General features: G+C 62.4%; 13 protein-coding genes and 1 tRNA gene. 5 read left to right on the top strand and 9 right to left on the bottom strand.

Annotated features, from left to right (window positions below):
• Window positions 1–123 precede the first annotated feature (123 nt).
• From clpX to tig, 3 genes are all read right to left on the bottom strand, one after another.
• Window positions 124–1395: an ATP-dependent Clp protease ATP-binding subunit ClpX gene (gene clpX, locus KHO31_RS06440; protein ID WP_007182009.1), complete on the bottom strand. Its 1272-nt coding sequence runs from the start codon at window positions 1393–1395 to the stop codon at window positions 124–126.
• 183 nt (window positions 1396–1578) lie between these two features.
• Window positions 1579–2232, bottom strand: a complete 654-nt coding sequence (gene clpP / locus KHO31_RS06435; protein WP_007182010.1) for an ATP-dependent Clp endopeptidase proteolytic subunit ClpP — start codon at window positions 2230–2232, stop codon at window positions 1579–1581.
• 192 nt (window positions 2233–2424) lie between these two features.
• Window positions 2425–3771, bottom strand: coding sequence for a trigger factor (gene tig / locus KHO31_RS06430; RefSeq protein WP_201082661.1), 1347 nt, complete (start codon window positions 3769–3771; stop codon window positions 2425–2427).
• Between the two features lie 567 nt (window positions 3772–4338).
• Here tig and KHO31_RS06425 point away from each other — a divergent pair.
• Window positions 4339–5484, top strand: coding sequence for a glycerate kinase (locus KHO31_RS06425; RefSeq protein WP_201082660.1), 1146 nt, complete (start codon window positions 4339–4341; stop codon window positions 5482–5484).
• Window positions 5485–5547: 63 nt separating this feature from the next.
• A complete protein-coding gene (locus KHO31_RS06420; protein WP_201082659.1) occupies window positions 5548–6000 on the top strand; it encodes a MarR family winged helix-turn-helix transcriptional regulator in 453 nt (150 codons plus the stop codon).
• Between the two features lie 104 nt (window positions 6001–6104).
• Here KHO31_RS06420 and KHO31_RS06415 read toward each other — a convergent pair whose 3' ends face one another.
• Together KHO31_RS06415 and KHO31_RS06410 are read right to left on the bottom strand one after the other, a co-directional pair.
• On the bottom strand, window positions 6105–7640 hold the full coding sequence (locus tag KHO31_RS06415; RefSeq protein ID WP_201082657.1) for a DUF3999 domain-containing protein: 1536 nt from the start codon (window positions 7638–7640) through the stop codon (window positions 6105–6107).
• Window positions 7637–10450 (bottom strand): DUF2339 domain-containing protein, encoded by a 2814-nt coding sequence (locus tag KHO31_RS06410; RefSeq protein WP_211622910.1) that lies wholly within the window; start codon window positions 10448–10450, stop codon window positions 7637–7639. Before KHO31_RS06410 ends, KHO31_RS06415 begins: the two co-directional genes overlap by 4 nt.
• 189 nt (window positions 10451–10639) lie before the next feature.
• On the opposite strand from KHO31_RS06410, the gene KHO31_RS06405 reads away from it, so the two are divergent.
• Window positions 10640–10933, top strand: a complete 294-nt coding sequence (locus tag KHO31_RS06405; protein WP_201082653.1) for a hypothetical protein — start codon at window positions 10640–10642, stop codon at window positions 10931–10933.
• A 95-nt stretch (window positions 10934–11028) separates the two neighbouring features.
• Here KHO31_RS06405 and KHO31_RS06400 read toward each other — a convergent pair.
• Window positions 11029–11115: transfer RNA gene (locus KHO31_RS06400), tRNA-Leu, on the bottom strand.
• 219 nt (window positions 11116–11334) lie between these two features.
• Between KHO31_RS06400 and KHO31_RS06395 the strand changes: the two genes are divergently transcribed.
• Window positions 11335–12159, top strand: a complete 825-nt coding sequence (locus tag KHO31_RS06395; protein WP_201082651.1) for a squalene/phytoene synthase family protein — start codon at window positions 11335–11337, stop codon at window positions 12157–12159.
• 53 nt (window positions 12160–12212) lie between these two features.
• On the opposite strand, the gene KHO31_RS06390 is transcribed toward KHO31_RS06395, so the two are convergent.
• The 3 genes from KHO31_RS06390 to KHO31_RS39160 form a co-directional block, all read right to left on the bottom strand.
• Entirely contained in the window at window positions 12213–13430 is a 1218-nt protein-coding gene (locus KHO31_RS06390) for a DUF1501 domain-containing protein (protein ID WP_201082649.1), read from the bottom strand.
• A gap of 119 nt (window positions 13431–13549) precedes the next feature.
• Window positions 13550–15178: a DUF1800 domain-containing protein gene (locus tag KHO31_RS06385; RefSeq protein ID WP_201082647.1), complete on the bottom strand. Its 1629-nt coding sequence runs from the start codon at window positions 15176–15178 to the stop codon at window positions 13550–13552.
• Window positions 15179–15348: 170 nt separating this feature from the next.
• Window positions 15349–15681: a hypothetical protein gene (locus tag KHO31_RS39160; protein WP_236061321.1), complete on the bottom strand. Its 333-nt coding sequence runs from the start codon at window positions 15679–15681 to the stop codon at window positions 15349–15351.
• Window positions 15682–15910: 229 nt separating this feature from the next.
• On the opposite strand from KHO31_RS39160, the gene ompR reads away from it, so the two are divergent.
• On the top strand, window positions 15911–16645 hold the full coding sequence (gene ompR / locus KHO31_RS06380) for an osmolarity response regulator transcription factor OmpR (protein ID WP_006048917.1): 735 nt from the start codon (window positions 15911–15913) through the stop codon (window positions 16643–16645).
• Window positions 16646–16688 lie beyond the last annotated feature (43 nt).

Below are 16688 nucleotides of genomic sequence, written 5' to 3'. Positions count from 1 at the left end.
AAGTTCAGTGACTCCGAAGGTTCAGTGACTCCATAGTGAAAACAACCATCCTGACCACACGATAAACGAAAAAAGCCGTTCACGTCGCCATGAACGGCTTTTTTTGCAGAACCCGAAAGCCGATCAGTTCGAACCCGCCACTTTGGGCGCGTCTTCGTAGATCAGTAGGGGCTTACCGTCGCCGTCAATCACGTTGTCGTCGATGATGACCTTGCTAACGCCTTTCATCTGCGGCAAATCGTACATGACATCAAGCAACGCCTGTTCCAGGATGGAGCGCAGACCGCGGGCGCCCGTCTTGCGACGGATCGCTTTACGTGCGACAGCCTGCAACGCGGCCGGACGAATCTCGAGCTCGACGCGTTCCATATTGAACAGCTTGTGGTACTGCTTCACTAGCGCATTCTTCGGTTCGACGAGGATCTTCATCAACGCCACTTCGTCGAGCTTGCCGAGCGTAGCCACCACCGGCAGACGACCGATCAGCTCAGGAATCAGACCGAACTTGATCAGATCTTCCGGCTCCACTTCGCGCAGCACTTCGCCGGCGTCGCGGTCCTGCTTGCTCTTCACGCTCGCACCGAAGCCAATACCGGTCTTCTCGGTACGGTCTACGATGACCTTCTCGAGGCCATCGAACGCGCCACCGCAAATAAACAGAATATTGGTGGTGTCGACCTGGATGAAGTCCTGATTCGGATGCTTACGGCCACCCTGCGGCGGCACCGACGCCATCGTGCCTTCAACCAGCTTCAACAAGGCTTGCTGCACGCCTTCACCCGATACGTCACGGGTGATCGACGGGTTGTCGGACTTGCGGCTGATCTTGTCGATTTCGTCGATGTAGACAATGCCGCGCTGAGCCTTGTCGACTTCGTAATTACAGTTCTGCAGCAGCTTCTGAATGATGTTCTCGACGTCTTCGCCGACGTAGCCGGCTTCCGTCAGCGTCGTTGCATCGGCAATGACGAACGGGACGTTCAGAAGGCGCGCGAGCGTCTGCGCGAGCAGCGTCTTGCCGGAACCGGTCGGACCGATCAGCAGGATGTTGCTCTTGGACAGCTCGATCTCGTCCTTCTTGTCGAGATGCTTGAGGCGTTTGTAGTGGTTGTACACCGCGACCGCGAGAATCTTCTTCGCGCGTTCCTGACCGATCACATACTGGTCGAGAATTTCACGGATTTCCTGCGGACTCGGCAGATCGGACTTGGACAAGCCCGCCTCGATACCCGCACCTGCAGCCTCATCGCGAATGATTTCGTTGCACAGGTCGATACATTCATCACAGATGAACACCGACGGGCCGGCAATCAGTTTTTTGACTTCATGCTGGCTCTTGCCGCAGAACGAGCAATACAACAGCTTTTCGCTGTTAGAACCTTTCTTGTCCGCCATAGATGTGTGAGCCTCCGGACACTCGATTACATGATACGCCGTTTGCCCTGGCCTCGCGGTTTGGGCGCGGCAGGGCTTGAGCCAAAATAACGGCGTTTGCCGCAGGCGCTCGGACGAGTCTTGATTATTTCACAACCGATCCGATGACGGTTTTGCCCCATATTGGGGCAAAACCGCACCGATTCACGGACGCTTGTGCGCCACCTGGTCAACCAGACCGTAAGCCTGCGCGTCATCGCCCGACATGAAATTGTCGCGGTCGGTGTCGCGCGCGATACGCTCGACCGGCTGGCCGGTGTGGTGCGCGAGCAGATGATTCAGCCGTTCCTTCAGGTACAAAATTTCACGTGCCTGGATTTCGATGTCCGACGCCTGGCCACGCGCGCCGCCCAGCGGCTGGTGAATCATCACACGCGAATTCGGCAAGGCAAAGCGTTTGCCCTTTGCGCCCGCTGCCAGCAGGAACGCGCCCATGCTGGCCGCGAGGCCCATGCATAACGTCGACACGTCCGGCTTGATGAACTGCATCGTGTCATAGATCGCCATCCCGGCCGAAACCGAACCGCCCGGGCTGTTGATGTAGAAGCTGATGTCCTTGTCCGGATTCTCGCTTTCAAGGAACAACATCTGCGCGACAACGAGGTTGGCCGTCTGGTCGTTTACTTCGCCGACCAGGAACACGATACGTTCCTTCAGCAGACGCGAATAGATGTCATACGAGCGCTCGCCCCGGCCGCTCGTTTCCACAACGATCGGCACCAGTCCGAGCGCCTGCGCTTCGAGATCCCGGGACGACTGGGAGGTCAACGTGTCCAGCATTTGGGCGCGAAAGGTCATGCAATGGATCCTTGTCTGGAAATATTCTAAATATTAGATGCTAGACAGGTGTGGTCGACGAGCCCGTATTCAAGTGCGCGATCAGTGCGGACGCGGTGTGCAACACCATGCAAAACGCAACGCATTTTCACAGCACAAAAAAACGGCGTGCGGGCCGTCGCTCCGACAGCCGGCACGCCGTTGCAGCGACGCTTACGCTTGCGCCGTTGCGCTTGCCAGTTCTTCGAAGCTTACTTCCTTGTCCGTCACCTTGGCCTTGCTGAGGACGAAATCGACGACGTTGGCTTCAACGACGTACGCTTCCATTTCGGCAAGCCGTTGCTGATTGGAATAATACCAGCGGACGACTTCCTTCGGGTCTTCGTAGCTTTTCGCGAATTCGTCGACTTCGGCACGAATTTGCTCCGGCTTGGCTTGCAGCTCGTTCGCCTTGACCAGCTCGGCCAGCACGAGGCCCAGCTTCACCCGACGCTCAGCCTGTTCCTTGAACATTTCAGCCGGGATCGGCGCGTCAGCGGCGTTCGGCACGCCGCGTTGCTCGAGGTCTTGACGAGCCATGCCGACCAGGCGTTCCTGATCTTGTGCGATCAATGCGGTCGGCACGTCGAGTTCCGAAATCTTCAGGAGCGCGTCCATGACCTGGTTCTTGACGATAGCTTGCGTGCGGCGCTTCGCTTCGCGTTCGAGATTGTCTTTGATCTCAGCGCGCATCTTGACCAGATCGCCGTCTTCGATACCGAGCGACTTCGCGAATTCAGCGTCGATTTCCGGCAGGTGCGGCCATTCGATCTTCTTCATCGTGATCGTGAATTGCGCGGTCTTACCAGCGACATCCTTGCCGTGATAGTCAGCCGGGAAAGCCAGATCGAATTCCTTTGATGCGCCGACCGCGAGGCCCAACGCTGCCTTTTCGAATTCCGGCAGCATGCGGCCTTCGCCCAGCACGAATGCGAAGTCTTCAGCGCTGCCGCCCTGGAACACTTCACCGTCGATTTTGCCGACGAAGTCGACCGTCACGCGGTCGCCGTCTTTAGCGGCCGTGTCTGCGCCGCCATCGCCATGCTCGCCCGCTTCGCCGCGAGCGTGGAAATGCACGCGCTGCTTGCGCAGGATGTCCAGCGTGCGGTCGATTTCCGCTTCGCTGATGGTGGTCGTGGTGCGTTCGATTTCTGCCGTGGCGACGTCGCCCAGCTTCACTTCCGGATACACCTCGAACGTCGCGTCGAACGCGTAATCGCCTTCAGCAGCTTCGACCTTCGGCGCGAAGCTCGGCTGGCCGGCAACGCGCAGGTTTTCGGCGCGGCTGATGTCGAAAAACTCCTTGCCGACCTTGTCGCTCAGCACTTCGGCTTCCACCTGGCCCGAATACTGTTGCGTCACCATCTTGAGCGGCACCTTGCCCGGGCGGAAACCCGGCATGCGCACATTCTTCGCGAGTTGACGGATACGCGAGTCCACTTCCTTCTGCACGGCGTCCTTCGGCAGGGAAATCGTTACGCGGCGTTCGAGCTTGCCGAGGTTTTCAACAACGTTAGCCATGGCTTCAATCGTCCTAAAATTATTCGAGCGAATCAGTTATCTTCTGCGTGCCGCTTTTCGATGTCGCTTCGCATCGCGCGTTACATCAATTCGGCGCCTGCGCCGCGGGCTTGCAGGCCGCCGGCAGCACGGTTGGGTCCAAAGAGCCGAATATTTTAGCAAACTATTTGCGCGCTTAGCCGGGATTCGACGATTGCGTGCGTTTTTATCGGTGTTCGGGCCGATTTCCGCGCTGTTTTTTACCTGTTTGCAGCTTGCCTGGTGGCTATTTGGTGCCTGCTTTGCGCTCGGCCCCCGCCAGTTTCCATACGGCTTGCGGCAGTTCAACAATTCCTTTCATCGGCGCCGCTACCGTCAGAGGGATCCGCATGACCGACAGCGCCCCGCTTGCCGCGCGCGTTCCAGCTCGTGATTCACGCACGCCCTGCCACGGACGATCCCGGCTATGCCGTTCGACATATTCAGTCGGCGCGCCCATGCTGATAAGCTAACGGACGCGCTCGGGGCTGCGCCTGCATTTTTTCATATCGTCCGCCCTCGCAACGATCCCAACCATTCAGAGACACCATGCCGAATTCGCCGTCCTCGCCTGTCGTCGTCATTGCTCCCGATTCCTTCAAAGGTTCGCTCAGCGCGGAACAGGTCGCGCAGGCGATTGCGTCCGGCATCCAGCGTGCCCGGCCCGACGCCACTGTGCGCATCTGTCCGATGGCCGATGGCGGCGAAGGCACGCTAGACGCCATGCTCACGAGCGGCGGCGAGCGCCGCACGCTGAGCGTGCGCGGCGCGGCCGGTCCGGTGCGCGAAGCAATCACCGGCCTGCTTGCGGATGGCAGTGCGATCATCGAAACGGCGGAAATCGTCGGTATTACCGATCCGGTCGGCATGGGCGTGCCGGTCGAAGCGCGCAGCACGCGCGGCATGGGTGAAGCGATTCGCGCATTGCTCGACGCGGGCGTGCGGCGCTTTTTTGTCGCGCTCGGCGGCAGCAGCACGAACGACGGCGGCGCCGGCTTGCTGGCCGGCCTCGGCCTAAAACTTTTCGACGCGCAAGACAAAGAACTCGACGCCACGCCCGAACAACTCGCTCGCGTGGCCCGCCTCGACGTGTCGCAGCTTGATGCCCGCCTCGCGGACACGCAGTTCGTCGGCATGTCGGACGTGGACAACCCGCTGACCGGCGATCACGGCGCGACCGCGGTGTTCGGTCCGCAAAAGGGCGTGAAGACGGAACAGATTGCGCCGATCGACGCCGCCCTCGCCCGTTTCGCCGATCTGCTCGAGGCGGCACTGGGGCGCACAGCACGCGACCAACCCGGCGCAGGCGCGGCTGGCGGTCTCGGCTTTGCGCTGCACATGCTGGGCGCGCAGTTTGAGCCGGGCGCGGAAACCGTCGCGCGGCAGATCGGGCTGGATGCGGCGCTTAAAGGCGCGAACTGGCTGATCACTGGCGAAGGCCGCTCGGACGTGCAAACACTGCACGGCAAGGCGCCGTTCATCGCTTGCCGTCACGCGCAGGCAGCGGGCGTGCCGGCCACGCTGCTCTCCGGCGGAGTCGACTCCGCGGCGCTACCGCGCCTCGCCGAACACTTCAGTGGCTGCTTCTCGCCGGCCCCCGGGCCGATCACGCTCGAGGTTGCGATTCGCGACGCGGCGCGCTTGCTGGCCGACGAGGCCGAACAGTTGACGCGCCTGAAATACGGCACGCGTTGACCGGCGGGACGGTTGCGGCAACAATCACAGCGCCGCGACCGCGCTACTCATCACGGGAAGACCATGAAGGATTCCGCCAAAGCCGGACTCGAACAGTTCCTCACATACCGTCTGCACGTGCTGAACAAACTCGCCGAGCGTGGCATCAGCGAGCGCTATCAGGACAAGCTGGGCGTGACGTTGCCTGAAGCGCGGGTGGTTGCGTCGGTGGGCTCGTTCGGACCGTTTTCAATCATGGAACTGGCGCGGCACGCCAACCTCGACAAGAGCCAGGCGAGCCGTGCGGCCGAGGCGTTGATCAAGCAAGGACTCGTGAAGCGAGATCCGAGCGCCGAAGACGGCCGCGTCGTGCTGGTGTCGCTGACCCCGGAGGGCCGCGCACTCTATCGCAAGGTGATGCCGATCGCGCGTAAGTGGAACGGGGATATGTTCGACTGCCTCGACGAACAGGAAAAGCTCGCGTTCGGCCAGGCGCTCGATAAGATCATCAACACGATGACGGCGCGCGAGGAGTAAGCAACGGCGTGTCAGCGCGGGTCGCCCGCGCTTGGCGATTTCATGGCGCGACGCAACTCTCCATACTGCGCATTCTTTTGCGCAGACGTACTCCCGGGCCGAAGTTAGTTCTTTCCAGTGCTTTGACCGTCGGCGTCGGCAGCACCTGTATCTTTCACCGTAACGTTCGCCGCGCCTGACCCACTGGGTACATCGCCGGCCAATCCATCAGTACCGCCCACTCCGCCAGTTCCACCGCCCCCATCGGGGACTTCCACAGGCGCACTGCCACTCGGGGCCTGAGCCTGGAACTGGGCGCGGCGCACAAGCCGCCAGGCGATCGCACCGAGCGAGCCAACGGCCAGCAACAAGGCTGCCCACAACATATAGCGCCGCATCGCATCGGGGTCTTTGCCCGGCGACTGCGCGTCGGCGTCTTGCTCATCGGGCAGCACCTCGCCCAGCCGTGCTGCCACGACGACCGATGACGCACCCATCAGCAGATCCGCCCGACTCACCGCCGACGACACCGCAGCCGCACTCCCCACTGCCAGCGTGAAAGGCGCAGCCCCACGCGCGACGAAAGTGAGTGTCGCCGGACGCCAGCCCGCGGCGACGGTCAATGCACCGCTTCCCAATCCGCCATTGCGCGTATCGACCACCACGCGCCACTGACGGTCCGTGTCGGGCGCCATTTCGAGCGATGGATTGCTTTGTTCCACCGTGCCGTTGTGCAACCGGAACAACGTCGCGCTCGATACTTCTCGCCACGCCGTCTCCAGACCCGCGCGCGAATAGACGACAGCAGGCGCCACGGTATTGGGCTGTGGCAGATTCAGGCGCAAACGATCGATCGGATAAGGCCCGCCGGTCTCGAAGAAATACTCGCCAGTTTTCGGCCCCGTGCGGGCAACGATACCTACGCGCCATTCCTGTTGCGTACCCGCGCGCTGCGCGTGATCGGCGCTGGCCGCCTGCACCTGCGCCTCGATCGACTCGATGTACGGCGCGCCGTCAAGCCAGCGCAAACGTAGGTAACGCGCGCGCATGCCATTGAGCTCGATGCGGTCCTGGCTTAGCGTGCTGCCGTTGTAGCTGACCTTGAGCAGTTGTGCCTCGCCCGCGGGTTGCCAGTTGCGCAAATCGTCACTCGATTCGACGTTGACACGCCCCTGGTAATTGTCGTCACGCACATGGACGACCAATGCCTCTACCCGAGATCCTGCACGCGCCTCGCGCGCGATATCGATCAGGTCAGCGTCATCTTGCGCGCGGGACGGCGGGGCCGAGGTTGCACGCAGCGACCCGTCGGCGGCGATCGTTACGCCAAGTGGCGCACCGGTGCCGCCTGGCGCGGCAGGCGGCATGGGAAACCAGCGCACCGGACGCAACGTCGCCGGCGTGCGGGAAGGCTCACGCGGTGTGTCGAGCGAATACGGCACGGGTTCGCCGGCGCCATTGAACACGCGCACATCGCCGAGATCGCTGCATTGGCTGGCGGCGTAGACGGCCGCCGGAAGTGTCACGCTGTAGTAAGCGGCGCCGCTATCGAGTTCGAGCGCAAAGCGCTGCGCAAAACGATCGGCCGCTACGGCCGCCGTCGACACCCACACGGACGCGATCGCAAGACACCACCCCGTCACTATCAAGACACGCTTCATTGCTCAGTTTCCAGAACTGCCGCCTTGGGCGGCAACGGCGAGAAGTAACCGATCAGCAGCAGCATCAGGCCGATACCGATGAACGAAACGATCCGTTCGACACCCGTCACGTGCGACAGATCGAACAGGAACAACTTGACGACGGTCGCGGCCAGCAGTCCGCCGCCGACGAACCAGAATATCCGGCTGGACCGGCGGGTCGCCCAGATCATCATAGCCAACGCGCAGACCGTCCAGAATACCGACAGCGAAGCCTGCACGAGCATCGAGTGCGACATTTCGTCGAGCTGATATGGCACGCCGATCCAATGATGCAGTGTATGCAGCAGCAACGCGTTGAACCACAGGAACAGCGTAGCGAGCACCGCATAGTCGAAAGCCCGCGGATGCCAGTGCACGCCCAGTGCGCGAAGGCGCCGCAACCACACGGCGCAGGCGATGAACCCGAGGATCTGCGCCACATCCAGCGGATTCGCGATCGGCAGCCAGAAGAGCGGCGCGGCGCTGCCGTCGCTCGTCACACTCGCGATACTCCACACCCATAGCAAGGCGGCGAGCGGCGCCGCGGCCCACACCTGATAGGCCTGCACAAAGCGCGCGACCGGCCAGCGCAAGCGGTGGCCGACGCCCGCTACCAACAGCAGCAGAATGCCGAAGCCATAAGCCCATGCGCTCCAGCTCCATGCGCCTTCCGGCACGTATGCGCGCAAGCCCCAATAGCCCTCGAGCGCGACGAGCGCGCCAGCTGTCCAGAACATCAGCGTATGCAGCGGCGCGAGCACCCGATCGCCGACGTCGCGCTGCTGACGCCACAGCAACACATAGGTAGACGCCGCGACGACCGCGCAAACCAGCCAACCGTAACCGCTGACCGGCGCGACGCTCAACATGAACAGACTCAACGTAAGTAATGCGAGGACCGGCACGAGCGCCAGCGCCGGCAGTCCGGCGAGCTGCCATCGCAGCTTGCGCTGCGCGCCGTGCGCGAGCCACGCCGTTAGAACGGCGAACAGTGCGATGGCGGCAATTTCGAAACGGTCGTGGTCATACGCAAGATGCGCCTGCGCGTACGCGTCAATTTCGTGAAGGCCGCCAGAGATCCACCACGACAGCCCCCACACGCCGGCAACGAGCCCGATCTGCGGCATCCACGCGTGCCACGCGCCCGCTTCGCTGCGTCCATGCAGCCGCCATCCCGTGAACATGCCCGCGGCCGCGATCAGCACGGTCGCAATGTACGCGCCGTTCAGCACCGGCCATGCATGCGCGTGGTCGATCTGCGCAAGCATGCCGACAACGTACGCACCCGCTGCGGCCACTTGCATCAGCAAGCCGAAGCCAAATACCACAAGGCGCCGCTGACGCACAGCGAGCCACGTGATGGCGGCGCCTTCGATTGCCCAGGTCGCGCTCGTGGTCGGCCCGGTGAAAGCGAGCGGCACAGCAAGCGTCGCGAAGATCACGGCCAGCGCGAGCATGGCCTCGAACATCATGCCGAGACTCGCGCGCCGACGCGCCAGCCAGCCCGCGATCGCGAGATAGAACGCAGCCAGCGCCACCGCGCTCCACGCCAGACCGAATTCGGTGCCCTTCATCAGCGCCGCTTGCAGACCCATCGCGACGAGCGGCGTGCCGAACACCAGCGTGCCGTCGACGTAATGCTTGAGCGCGACCTCGCGGCGCACCGCGTAGAGCAACGCGATGCCGACATACATCAGGAAGAACAGGATAAGAAACGGCTCGGTGCTGGCAAGCAACTCAGGCCGGTACGCCGTCACGCCCCACACGGCGCCGATCGAAAACGTGAACACGAAGCCAAGCAGATTCAGAGGCCGCCACGCCTTGAACCATGCAATTGCGAAAATGCCCGCGTTGAGCAGCGCGTAGTAGCTGAACAGCATGACGTGATTGCCGGCGCCGGTCGACAGAAGCACCGGCGCGAGGAAGCCACCCGCACTCCCCATGAAGGCCAGCGACGACGCATTCTGACGCACCGCCAGAAACGCGCTCAGGCCGCAGATCGCAATCATCAGCGGCAAGGCCGCGCCCGCCGGCAGCAGAGGGTAAAGCTTCGTTGCGGCGAACACGGTCAGATAGAGTGCGCCGACGCCGCCGCCCTGCAAGATCAGTCCATACGCGCCGCGGCGCTCGCCGATTTGCCAGCCGAGCCCGATCAAGGCGGTCGCGGCGAACGCAACGCCGGCGAGGCGGAATTCGATCGGTAGCAGACTGTTGTCGGCCGCGTATTTGAGCAGGAACGCAATGCCGAAGAACAGCACGATGATGCCGACCCGCACGACCGTGTTGCCGCCCACTAGCCAGTCGCGGGCGCTTTTGAAGAGGCGTTCCGCGAAACCGGGACCGCGCGGCGGTGCAGGTCGTGCAGGCGGTGCGGGCGGTGCGGGCGGAGACGGTGGCGCAGGCGGGATCGCGTATGGATGCGGCACAAAATCGGCCGGTCGTGGTTCGAACGTTGCAGGCTTGCCATCCGCGCTCCCGGTCGCCGATACGCCGGTGACGTTGGCCCGCAACTCGCGGATCTCACTGCGCAAAACGACGATCTCATGCTCGAGTCGCTCGACGCGCGCGGCGAGTTCGCCGGATGGGCTGCCGGACGGGTTCCAGCCATCGGTCGCAACCGGTTTTGACGCGGGTTCGCTCGCGGCGTCCGGGGACTTCTTTTGCAGCAGACGTGCGAGCGCAAAGCCGGCCACCCCGCCCATCAGTGCGCCGTAGCCGATCGAGAAATCGTTCGACAAGGCGATCAACATCCCGACCACCGCGCCGAGCACGGCAAATATCACGCTCATCGCATCCCTCTTTTATTGTCTTCTGTTGCGAGATCCGTTTGTCGCTCCGATTATTCCACGAGGTTAGCAATAAGGCGTAAATCGGCGCCCGGCCAGGCGGCCGCGTTCGCTGCAACCCGCCAACCGTGTCAAAATTCGGGATCGGCCATCAGGTCTTCAATCACCCACATTTCATCCAGGGAAGTTTCAGTGGACATCAACAAACAGGTAGCGGCCCTCACCGCCTCGGAACTTCAAACCGCCGGTGCGAGCCAGGCGACGGCGATCGCCGTCAGTGTGCTGCTGCGTCATTTGCGCTCGCCTGAGCTGGCAAAACTGTTGTCGTCGGCGTTCGAAAACCACCAGGCAGTCATGCTGCAAACGCCGTGGCCCGATCCGATGCTGCAGGCGTTCGAATCGACCCGCCGCTTTCTCGAAGGCGCGGTACTTGCCGAGTTGCCAGGCACACAAGCCGAACAGCAATCGCCAGCGCCGGACGCCTGAGCGCTGCGGGGCACGCAAGGCCCGACGCAAATCACACGAAAAACAAAAAACCCCGTCAGTCCAAAGACTTAACGGGGTTCTCTGCTACATATAGATGGTGCGAGGGAGGGGACTCGAACCCCTACACCCTTGCGGGCGTCAGGACCTAAACCTGGTGCGTCTACCAATTTCGCCACCCTCGCAGCCGGACAAAGCGCCGTGCGTTCTGCCCGATGTCCTGCATGCTTGCGGCCGCGTTAAAAACCCGTGCCCGAAAGCGTAAGCGCGAGATTCTAACCGATTGATTCGCGCTTGTCTGCATTTGCTCATGCATCGGCCCAAGGGGCGTCGATGCTACAATTTTTGGCTAAACGCACGCACACCGTGCCCTCTTCGCCTGCCCTTCCCCACATTCCAATCCCGTGAATTTCGACGAATACTGCCAGCAGAAAGCGGCGCCGCCCGGATCGAGCACTTACTATGCGCTTCGGCAAGCGCCCGCGGCAAGCCAACCGCTCCTGACCGCGCTGTTCGCACTGCGCCGCGAGTTCGAGGAAACCGTTAAAGAAACCAGCGATCCGGCCATCGGCCGCACCAAACTCGCGTGGTGGCAAAACGAGCTCGCAGCGCTGGCCTCGGGCTCGCCGTCGCATCCGGTGTCAAAGGCGCTGGCGGCCTATCTGCCCGACGTGCAGGCCGAGTACCCACAGCTGCAGGCGTTGCTGACCGGCTTCGAAATGGACCTCGACCAGGCACGCTACCTCGACTACCCGAATCTGCGGCGCTATGTGCAAGGCGTCGGCGGCACTTTCGCGTCGCTAACAGCGCGTGCTACGGCGAAAGACAGCGCTCAGGCGTCAAGCTGGTCGGCGCCGCTCGGTGAGGCGCTGCAGCTTGCGCAATTCGTCGTCGATACCGGTAATGATGCGCGTCACGGCCGCATCTATATTCCGATCGACGAAATGCAGCGCTTTAACGTCACCGCCGCGGATCTGATCAATCGGAAATATTCCGACGCATTTACCGAGCTGATGCGCTTCGAGACCAAGCGGGCCCGCGATGCTTTGCGTGCGGCGCTTGTCGCCATACCGGAGAATGAGCGCCGCTCGCAGCGCACGCTGGTCGCGCAGGCAGCACTGGCATTAGCGCTACTGGACGAAATCGAGCGTGATGGCTATCACGTGCTGCATCAGCGCATCGCGTTGACGCCGATCCGCAAACTCTGGATCGCATGGCGCGCCCGGTAAGCCAGCAACGCAACGGCCGCCACCTCATGCTGATGAGCACGCTCCGCTCACTATCAGACGCGTAGTAACGGCAGCGGCTCGAACCGCTGCTGCAGGATCGCGGACGCGTCGAGCCCCCACCAGGGCCCGAGCACCGTCGCGTAGAGCTGCTGGAAATCGACGCCGACCGGCAAGTTGCCATTGCCGTCGAGCCGCGCGAGCACCGGCGGCACGCCATACAAACCGCCCCGCACTCGCCCGCCCATCACGAAATGCGGCGCCACGGTGCCGTGGTCAGTGCCGTTGCTCTGATTCTCACGCGGACGCCGGCCGAATTCGGCATAGGTCATCACCAGTGTCTCGTCCCAGCGGCCGAGCTCCACCAGCGCCGACTTCATCGACGCAAACCCTTCGGCCAGTTGCTTGAGCAGCGCCGCCTGCTGACCAGGCTGGTTCTGATGCGTATCGAAACCGTTCAGCGTCAAACGGATCACCGCGACGCCCTGCCCGCTCTTCGGCTGCCCTTGTGGCGTATCACCCGCGGCAAGCACCTGCATCGCCGTCTTGATCGAACTACCGAATGCGCCGCCGGGGAACACGGTCTTCAATTGCGCCTGACCTTGTGTGGGACGCAGGCGGTCGGCGGCTTTCACGATGTCGTTCTCGACGTCGAGAATGTGCGCCAATTCCGGATTACGCTCGTGCAGCGAGACCGGCGTGGCAAGGCGCGAAGCCTTGACGAACTGCGCCGGGTTGACCAGCGCAATCGCGCGTGCGCCGTTGGCGAGCGGTCCCATTTCGGCGCTGCCGATCACCACCCCGTCAGCGGCAAAACCAGCGGGCACCGGCACCTGCGCGAATGCACGCGTAAGCCAGCCCTCGCGCAAATATTGATCCGAACGCGACGCGGTGTCCCAGATCTCGATCGAGCGGAAATGGGACAGGTTCGGCTGCGCGTAGCTGACGCCCTGCACGATCGCCAACTGCTGGCTTTGCCAAAGCGGCATCAGCGGCTGCAACGACGGATGCAGCGCGGTGCGCTCGTCGAGCTGAATCGCCTGCTCGCGTTTGATGCCGATGTTTTTGCGCAGCTGATAGTAAGTGGGATCGGCAAACGGAATCACGGTATTCAATCCGTCGTTACCGCCCTTCAGTTCGACGAGAATCAGCAGGTTGCCGTAGCCGCGACTCATTGGGGCGCCCGGGGCTGCCGCTTGCGCGCCGAAAGCCCGGGGCAACCAGAGCGTCGCGCCGGCGGCTGCGCCGATCGAGAGAAAGCTGCGTCGTTTCATCCTGCACCTCGTTCGATTGTCATGGCGCGCGACTTGCCGCCGTCGACGGACCACTCATTTGCGCGGCTGATCCGGGTTAAACGGTTGAGTTGCGCAATGCCGTTGCCTGCTTCTGTTGGTCACTTCAACTGATAAGCCGGGTCCATCAGCAAGGCCTCCAGATAAGCGCTGGCGGTCGAATCGGTTTCGATCGCGTCGACTGGCGTAAGCGGCAAGACCGCGTGCTGCAATTGAAGCTCCGCCGACAGCCCCGGCTTCGCCGTCGGCGCGGTGTTGTAATGCGCAAGCCACGTGTCGATGTCAAAGCGTACGCCGCCCTGGCCGACACGCGCCGCCGTCCGCTGCAACGGCGCGATAGCCTGCATATTGCCCGGCGCGCCGCTCGCAGCGGTCTTCGCACTCATCGGATTGTTCATGCGCCGCGGACCGGCGGTTTCCGTCGCGCGAAACAGTTGCTCGACGAATTGCTTACGCGCAAGCAGTGTCGAACTATTGATCCATATCGTACCGCCCGGCCATCCTTTGACGTTCGGCGGATAGAACAGGTTCTCGCCGAGCGTGCGGATCTGCGCGGCGAACGGCCCAGTGTTGTCATAGCCGATGTCGAACGCACGCAGCGTCCCGACCACGAATTCAGCCGGTGATTTCACGAGGACGCCGCGATCGTCGTCATTCCAGAACGCGTCGCTCATGAGGAGACCGCGCAGCGCGACCTTGATGTCGTAGTGACTCGCGCGGAACTGCGCGGCGATCGGAGCGATGCGGGCCGGGTCCGGGGTGTCGGAGACGAACTCGCGCCATAGCTTCGTCGTGACGAAGGTCGCGGTTTCCGGTCGCGCAAGCAGGATGTCGAGCACCTGATCGCCGTCGAACGGACCGGTTTGACCGAGCACGGTCTTGTCGCCGTCGTCGTGCTGATTGGCACGCCATACGTACGCCTGAGTGTCGGGATCGAGGCTCCATCCCGTGTAGGCACGTGCCGCTTCCGATACGTCGCGCTGCGTGTAGTGCCCTTCGCCGAGCGTGAACAGCTCCATCACTTCACGGGCGAAGTTTTCATTGGGCTTGCCCTTGCGATTGCTCGCGCCATCGAGGTATTGCAGCATCGCCGGATCTTTCGCGACGTCGTGCAACAGCTCGCCGAAGTTGCCGAGCGCGTCCCGGCGCAACAGCATGTTTTGCTGCGCCATCTGCTGCGGATACTGGACCTTGTCCTGGCCTGACGTGAAGTGGTTGTGCCAGAAGAGCGTCATACGCTCCGTCAGCGGCGACGGCGTGCTCAACATCTCGCGCACCCACCACGCACGTAATAATTCGTAACGCTGGCCGCGCAGTCGCTGCTCATCGCGGCGCTGATCGTCCGTCCACGTCTTGCGGATTTCGCGTGTCGGGATCGGTTCGAGCACCCACTCCGGCAGCGGCGTGACCGATTCGGTTCGGGCTGTCGCCAGCACCTTGTCGACCGCCTGCTCGCGCGTGAGTCCAACGTATTGCGCGACCTCGCCGCTATCCGGTGCAAAGCCGACGCGCGTCAGGAAGAAGCGCGCGTCATCGGCGTCGAGGATGTCCTGCTCGGCCGGGGAAGCGGCAGACGCGGCAGACGGCGCCCGATGCCTGTTGTGCGGAGAAGCATGAGAGACACCTTGCTGCTCGGCCGGTGCCGGCGCACACCACGTCGCTGCCGCGAGCGCAGTGGCCGTGACGGCTAGCCATCGCCCAGGATTACCGCCTGTCAGCAATTTCATCATCGATCATCCGGTTGCGGGGCGTCACGAAAAGGCGTTCGCGCATGCAAAACGCGCTGTGCTCTGGCGACTCAACGGCAGACGGAGCGGCAAAGTTGACGGGGGAAGTGCAACGAAATCTTTCACGCGCAGAGAAGGCGCGAGCGGCGTGCCCAGAGCGGGCACGGAAATAGCTAGCGTTTGTAGAGCTCGCGGACAGCGTCTTCGATGTGCTGCCGTAACAGACGCCGTTCGTCGGGTGTCATATGGCCGTCGCGGCGGCGTTGATCAAGATCGGGGGGAACTGCAGTGCGCAACATGACGTCTGACGCAGGGCGGTCGTTGTTGACGTTGGGGTTGCGGCGATTCGCCTTGGAATTAGGCAGCTTGGGCGCGCGTTCGCTCGCAGCTCTGTCGACCGAAGGCTGGGCGTGGGCGAGCGTTGGTCCAAGTGTGCCTGCAAGCGTCCCGGCTATCGCCAGTGCAATTACGCTTAGGCGCACATTCGGCCAAACCCCTCCCTTCATGTTGTTCCCTTCGTGGCGCGGCAACCGGCTACCTCAAATGCGTATACAAACCCCGGTAGCGAGCCGGGTGCGAGAGTTTTAGTCGAGTGAAGTATCCACCGAACAGCCGCATTCAGTAAAGGAGTCTACCTGCCCGTGCTTTACGTCGTGCCACAGTGCGGGTAAATTTTGTAACTGACTGTAACCCGACAAATGATGCAACCGCGCGCTACTTTCTAATCGCGCTAAGATGCCGACCATGGAAACTAAAAACCCTTCGAAAATCCTCGTCGTCGACGACGATCCGCGCCTGCGCGATCTGCTGCGCCGCTACCTCGGTGAACAGGGCTTCAATGTCTACGTTGCCGAGAACGCGCCGTCCATGAACAAGCTCTGGGTGCGTGAGCGCTTCGACTTGCTGGTGCTGGATCTGATGCTACCCGGCGAGGACGGCCTGTCGATCTGCCGCCGCTTGCGCGGCAGCAACGACCGCACGCCGATCATCATGCTGACGGCCAAGGGTGAAGACGTCGATCGTATCGTTGGCCTCGAAATGGGCGCCGACGACTATCTGCCCAAGCCGTTCAACCCGCGCGAGCTGGTCGCGCGAATTCATGCGGTACTGCGCCGCCAGTCGCCGTCGGAGTTGCCGGGCGCGCCGTCCGAAACTACCGAAGTGTTCGAGTTCGGTGAGTTCGCGCTGAATCTTGCCACCCGCACGCTCACCAAGGCCGGCCAGGAAATTCCGCTGACCACGGGTGAGTTCTCGGTGCTCAAGGTGTTTGCGCGTCACCCGCGTCAGCCGCTATCGCGTGAAAAGCTGATGGAGCTTGCCCGCGGCCGTGAATACGAAGTCTTCGATCGCAGCCTCGACGTGCAGATTTCGCGTCTGCGTAAGCTGATCGAACCTGATCCGGGCAGCCCGCGCTTCATTCAAACCGTCTGGGGTCTCGGCTACGTGTTCATTCCTGACGGTGCAGCCTGAGTTTGTTCTCATCTCCCGCTTTTGATTTCAGATAAGAAGGGCC

Source organism: Paraburkholderia domus (assembly GCF_905220705.1).
In the GTDB taxonomy this organism is placed as follows: Bacteria; Pseudomonadota; Gammaproteobacteria; order Burkholderiales; family Burkholderiaceae; genus Paraburkholderia; species Paraburkholderia domus.
This window is presented reverse-complemented; position numbering and strand designations above follow the sequence as displayed.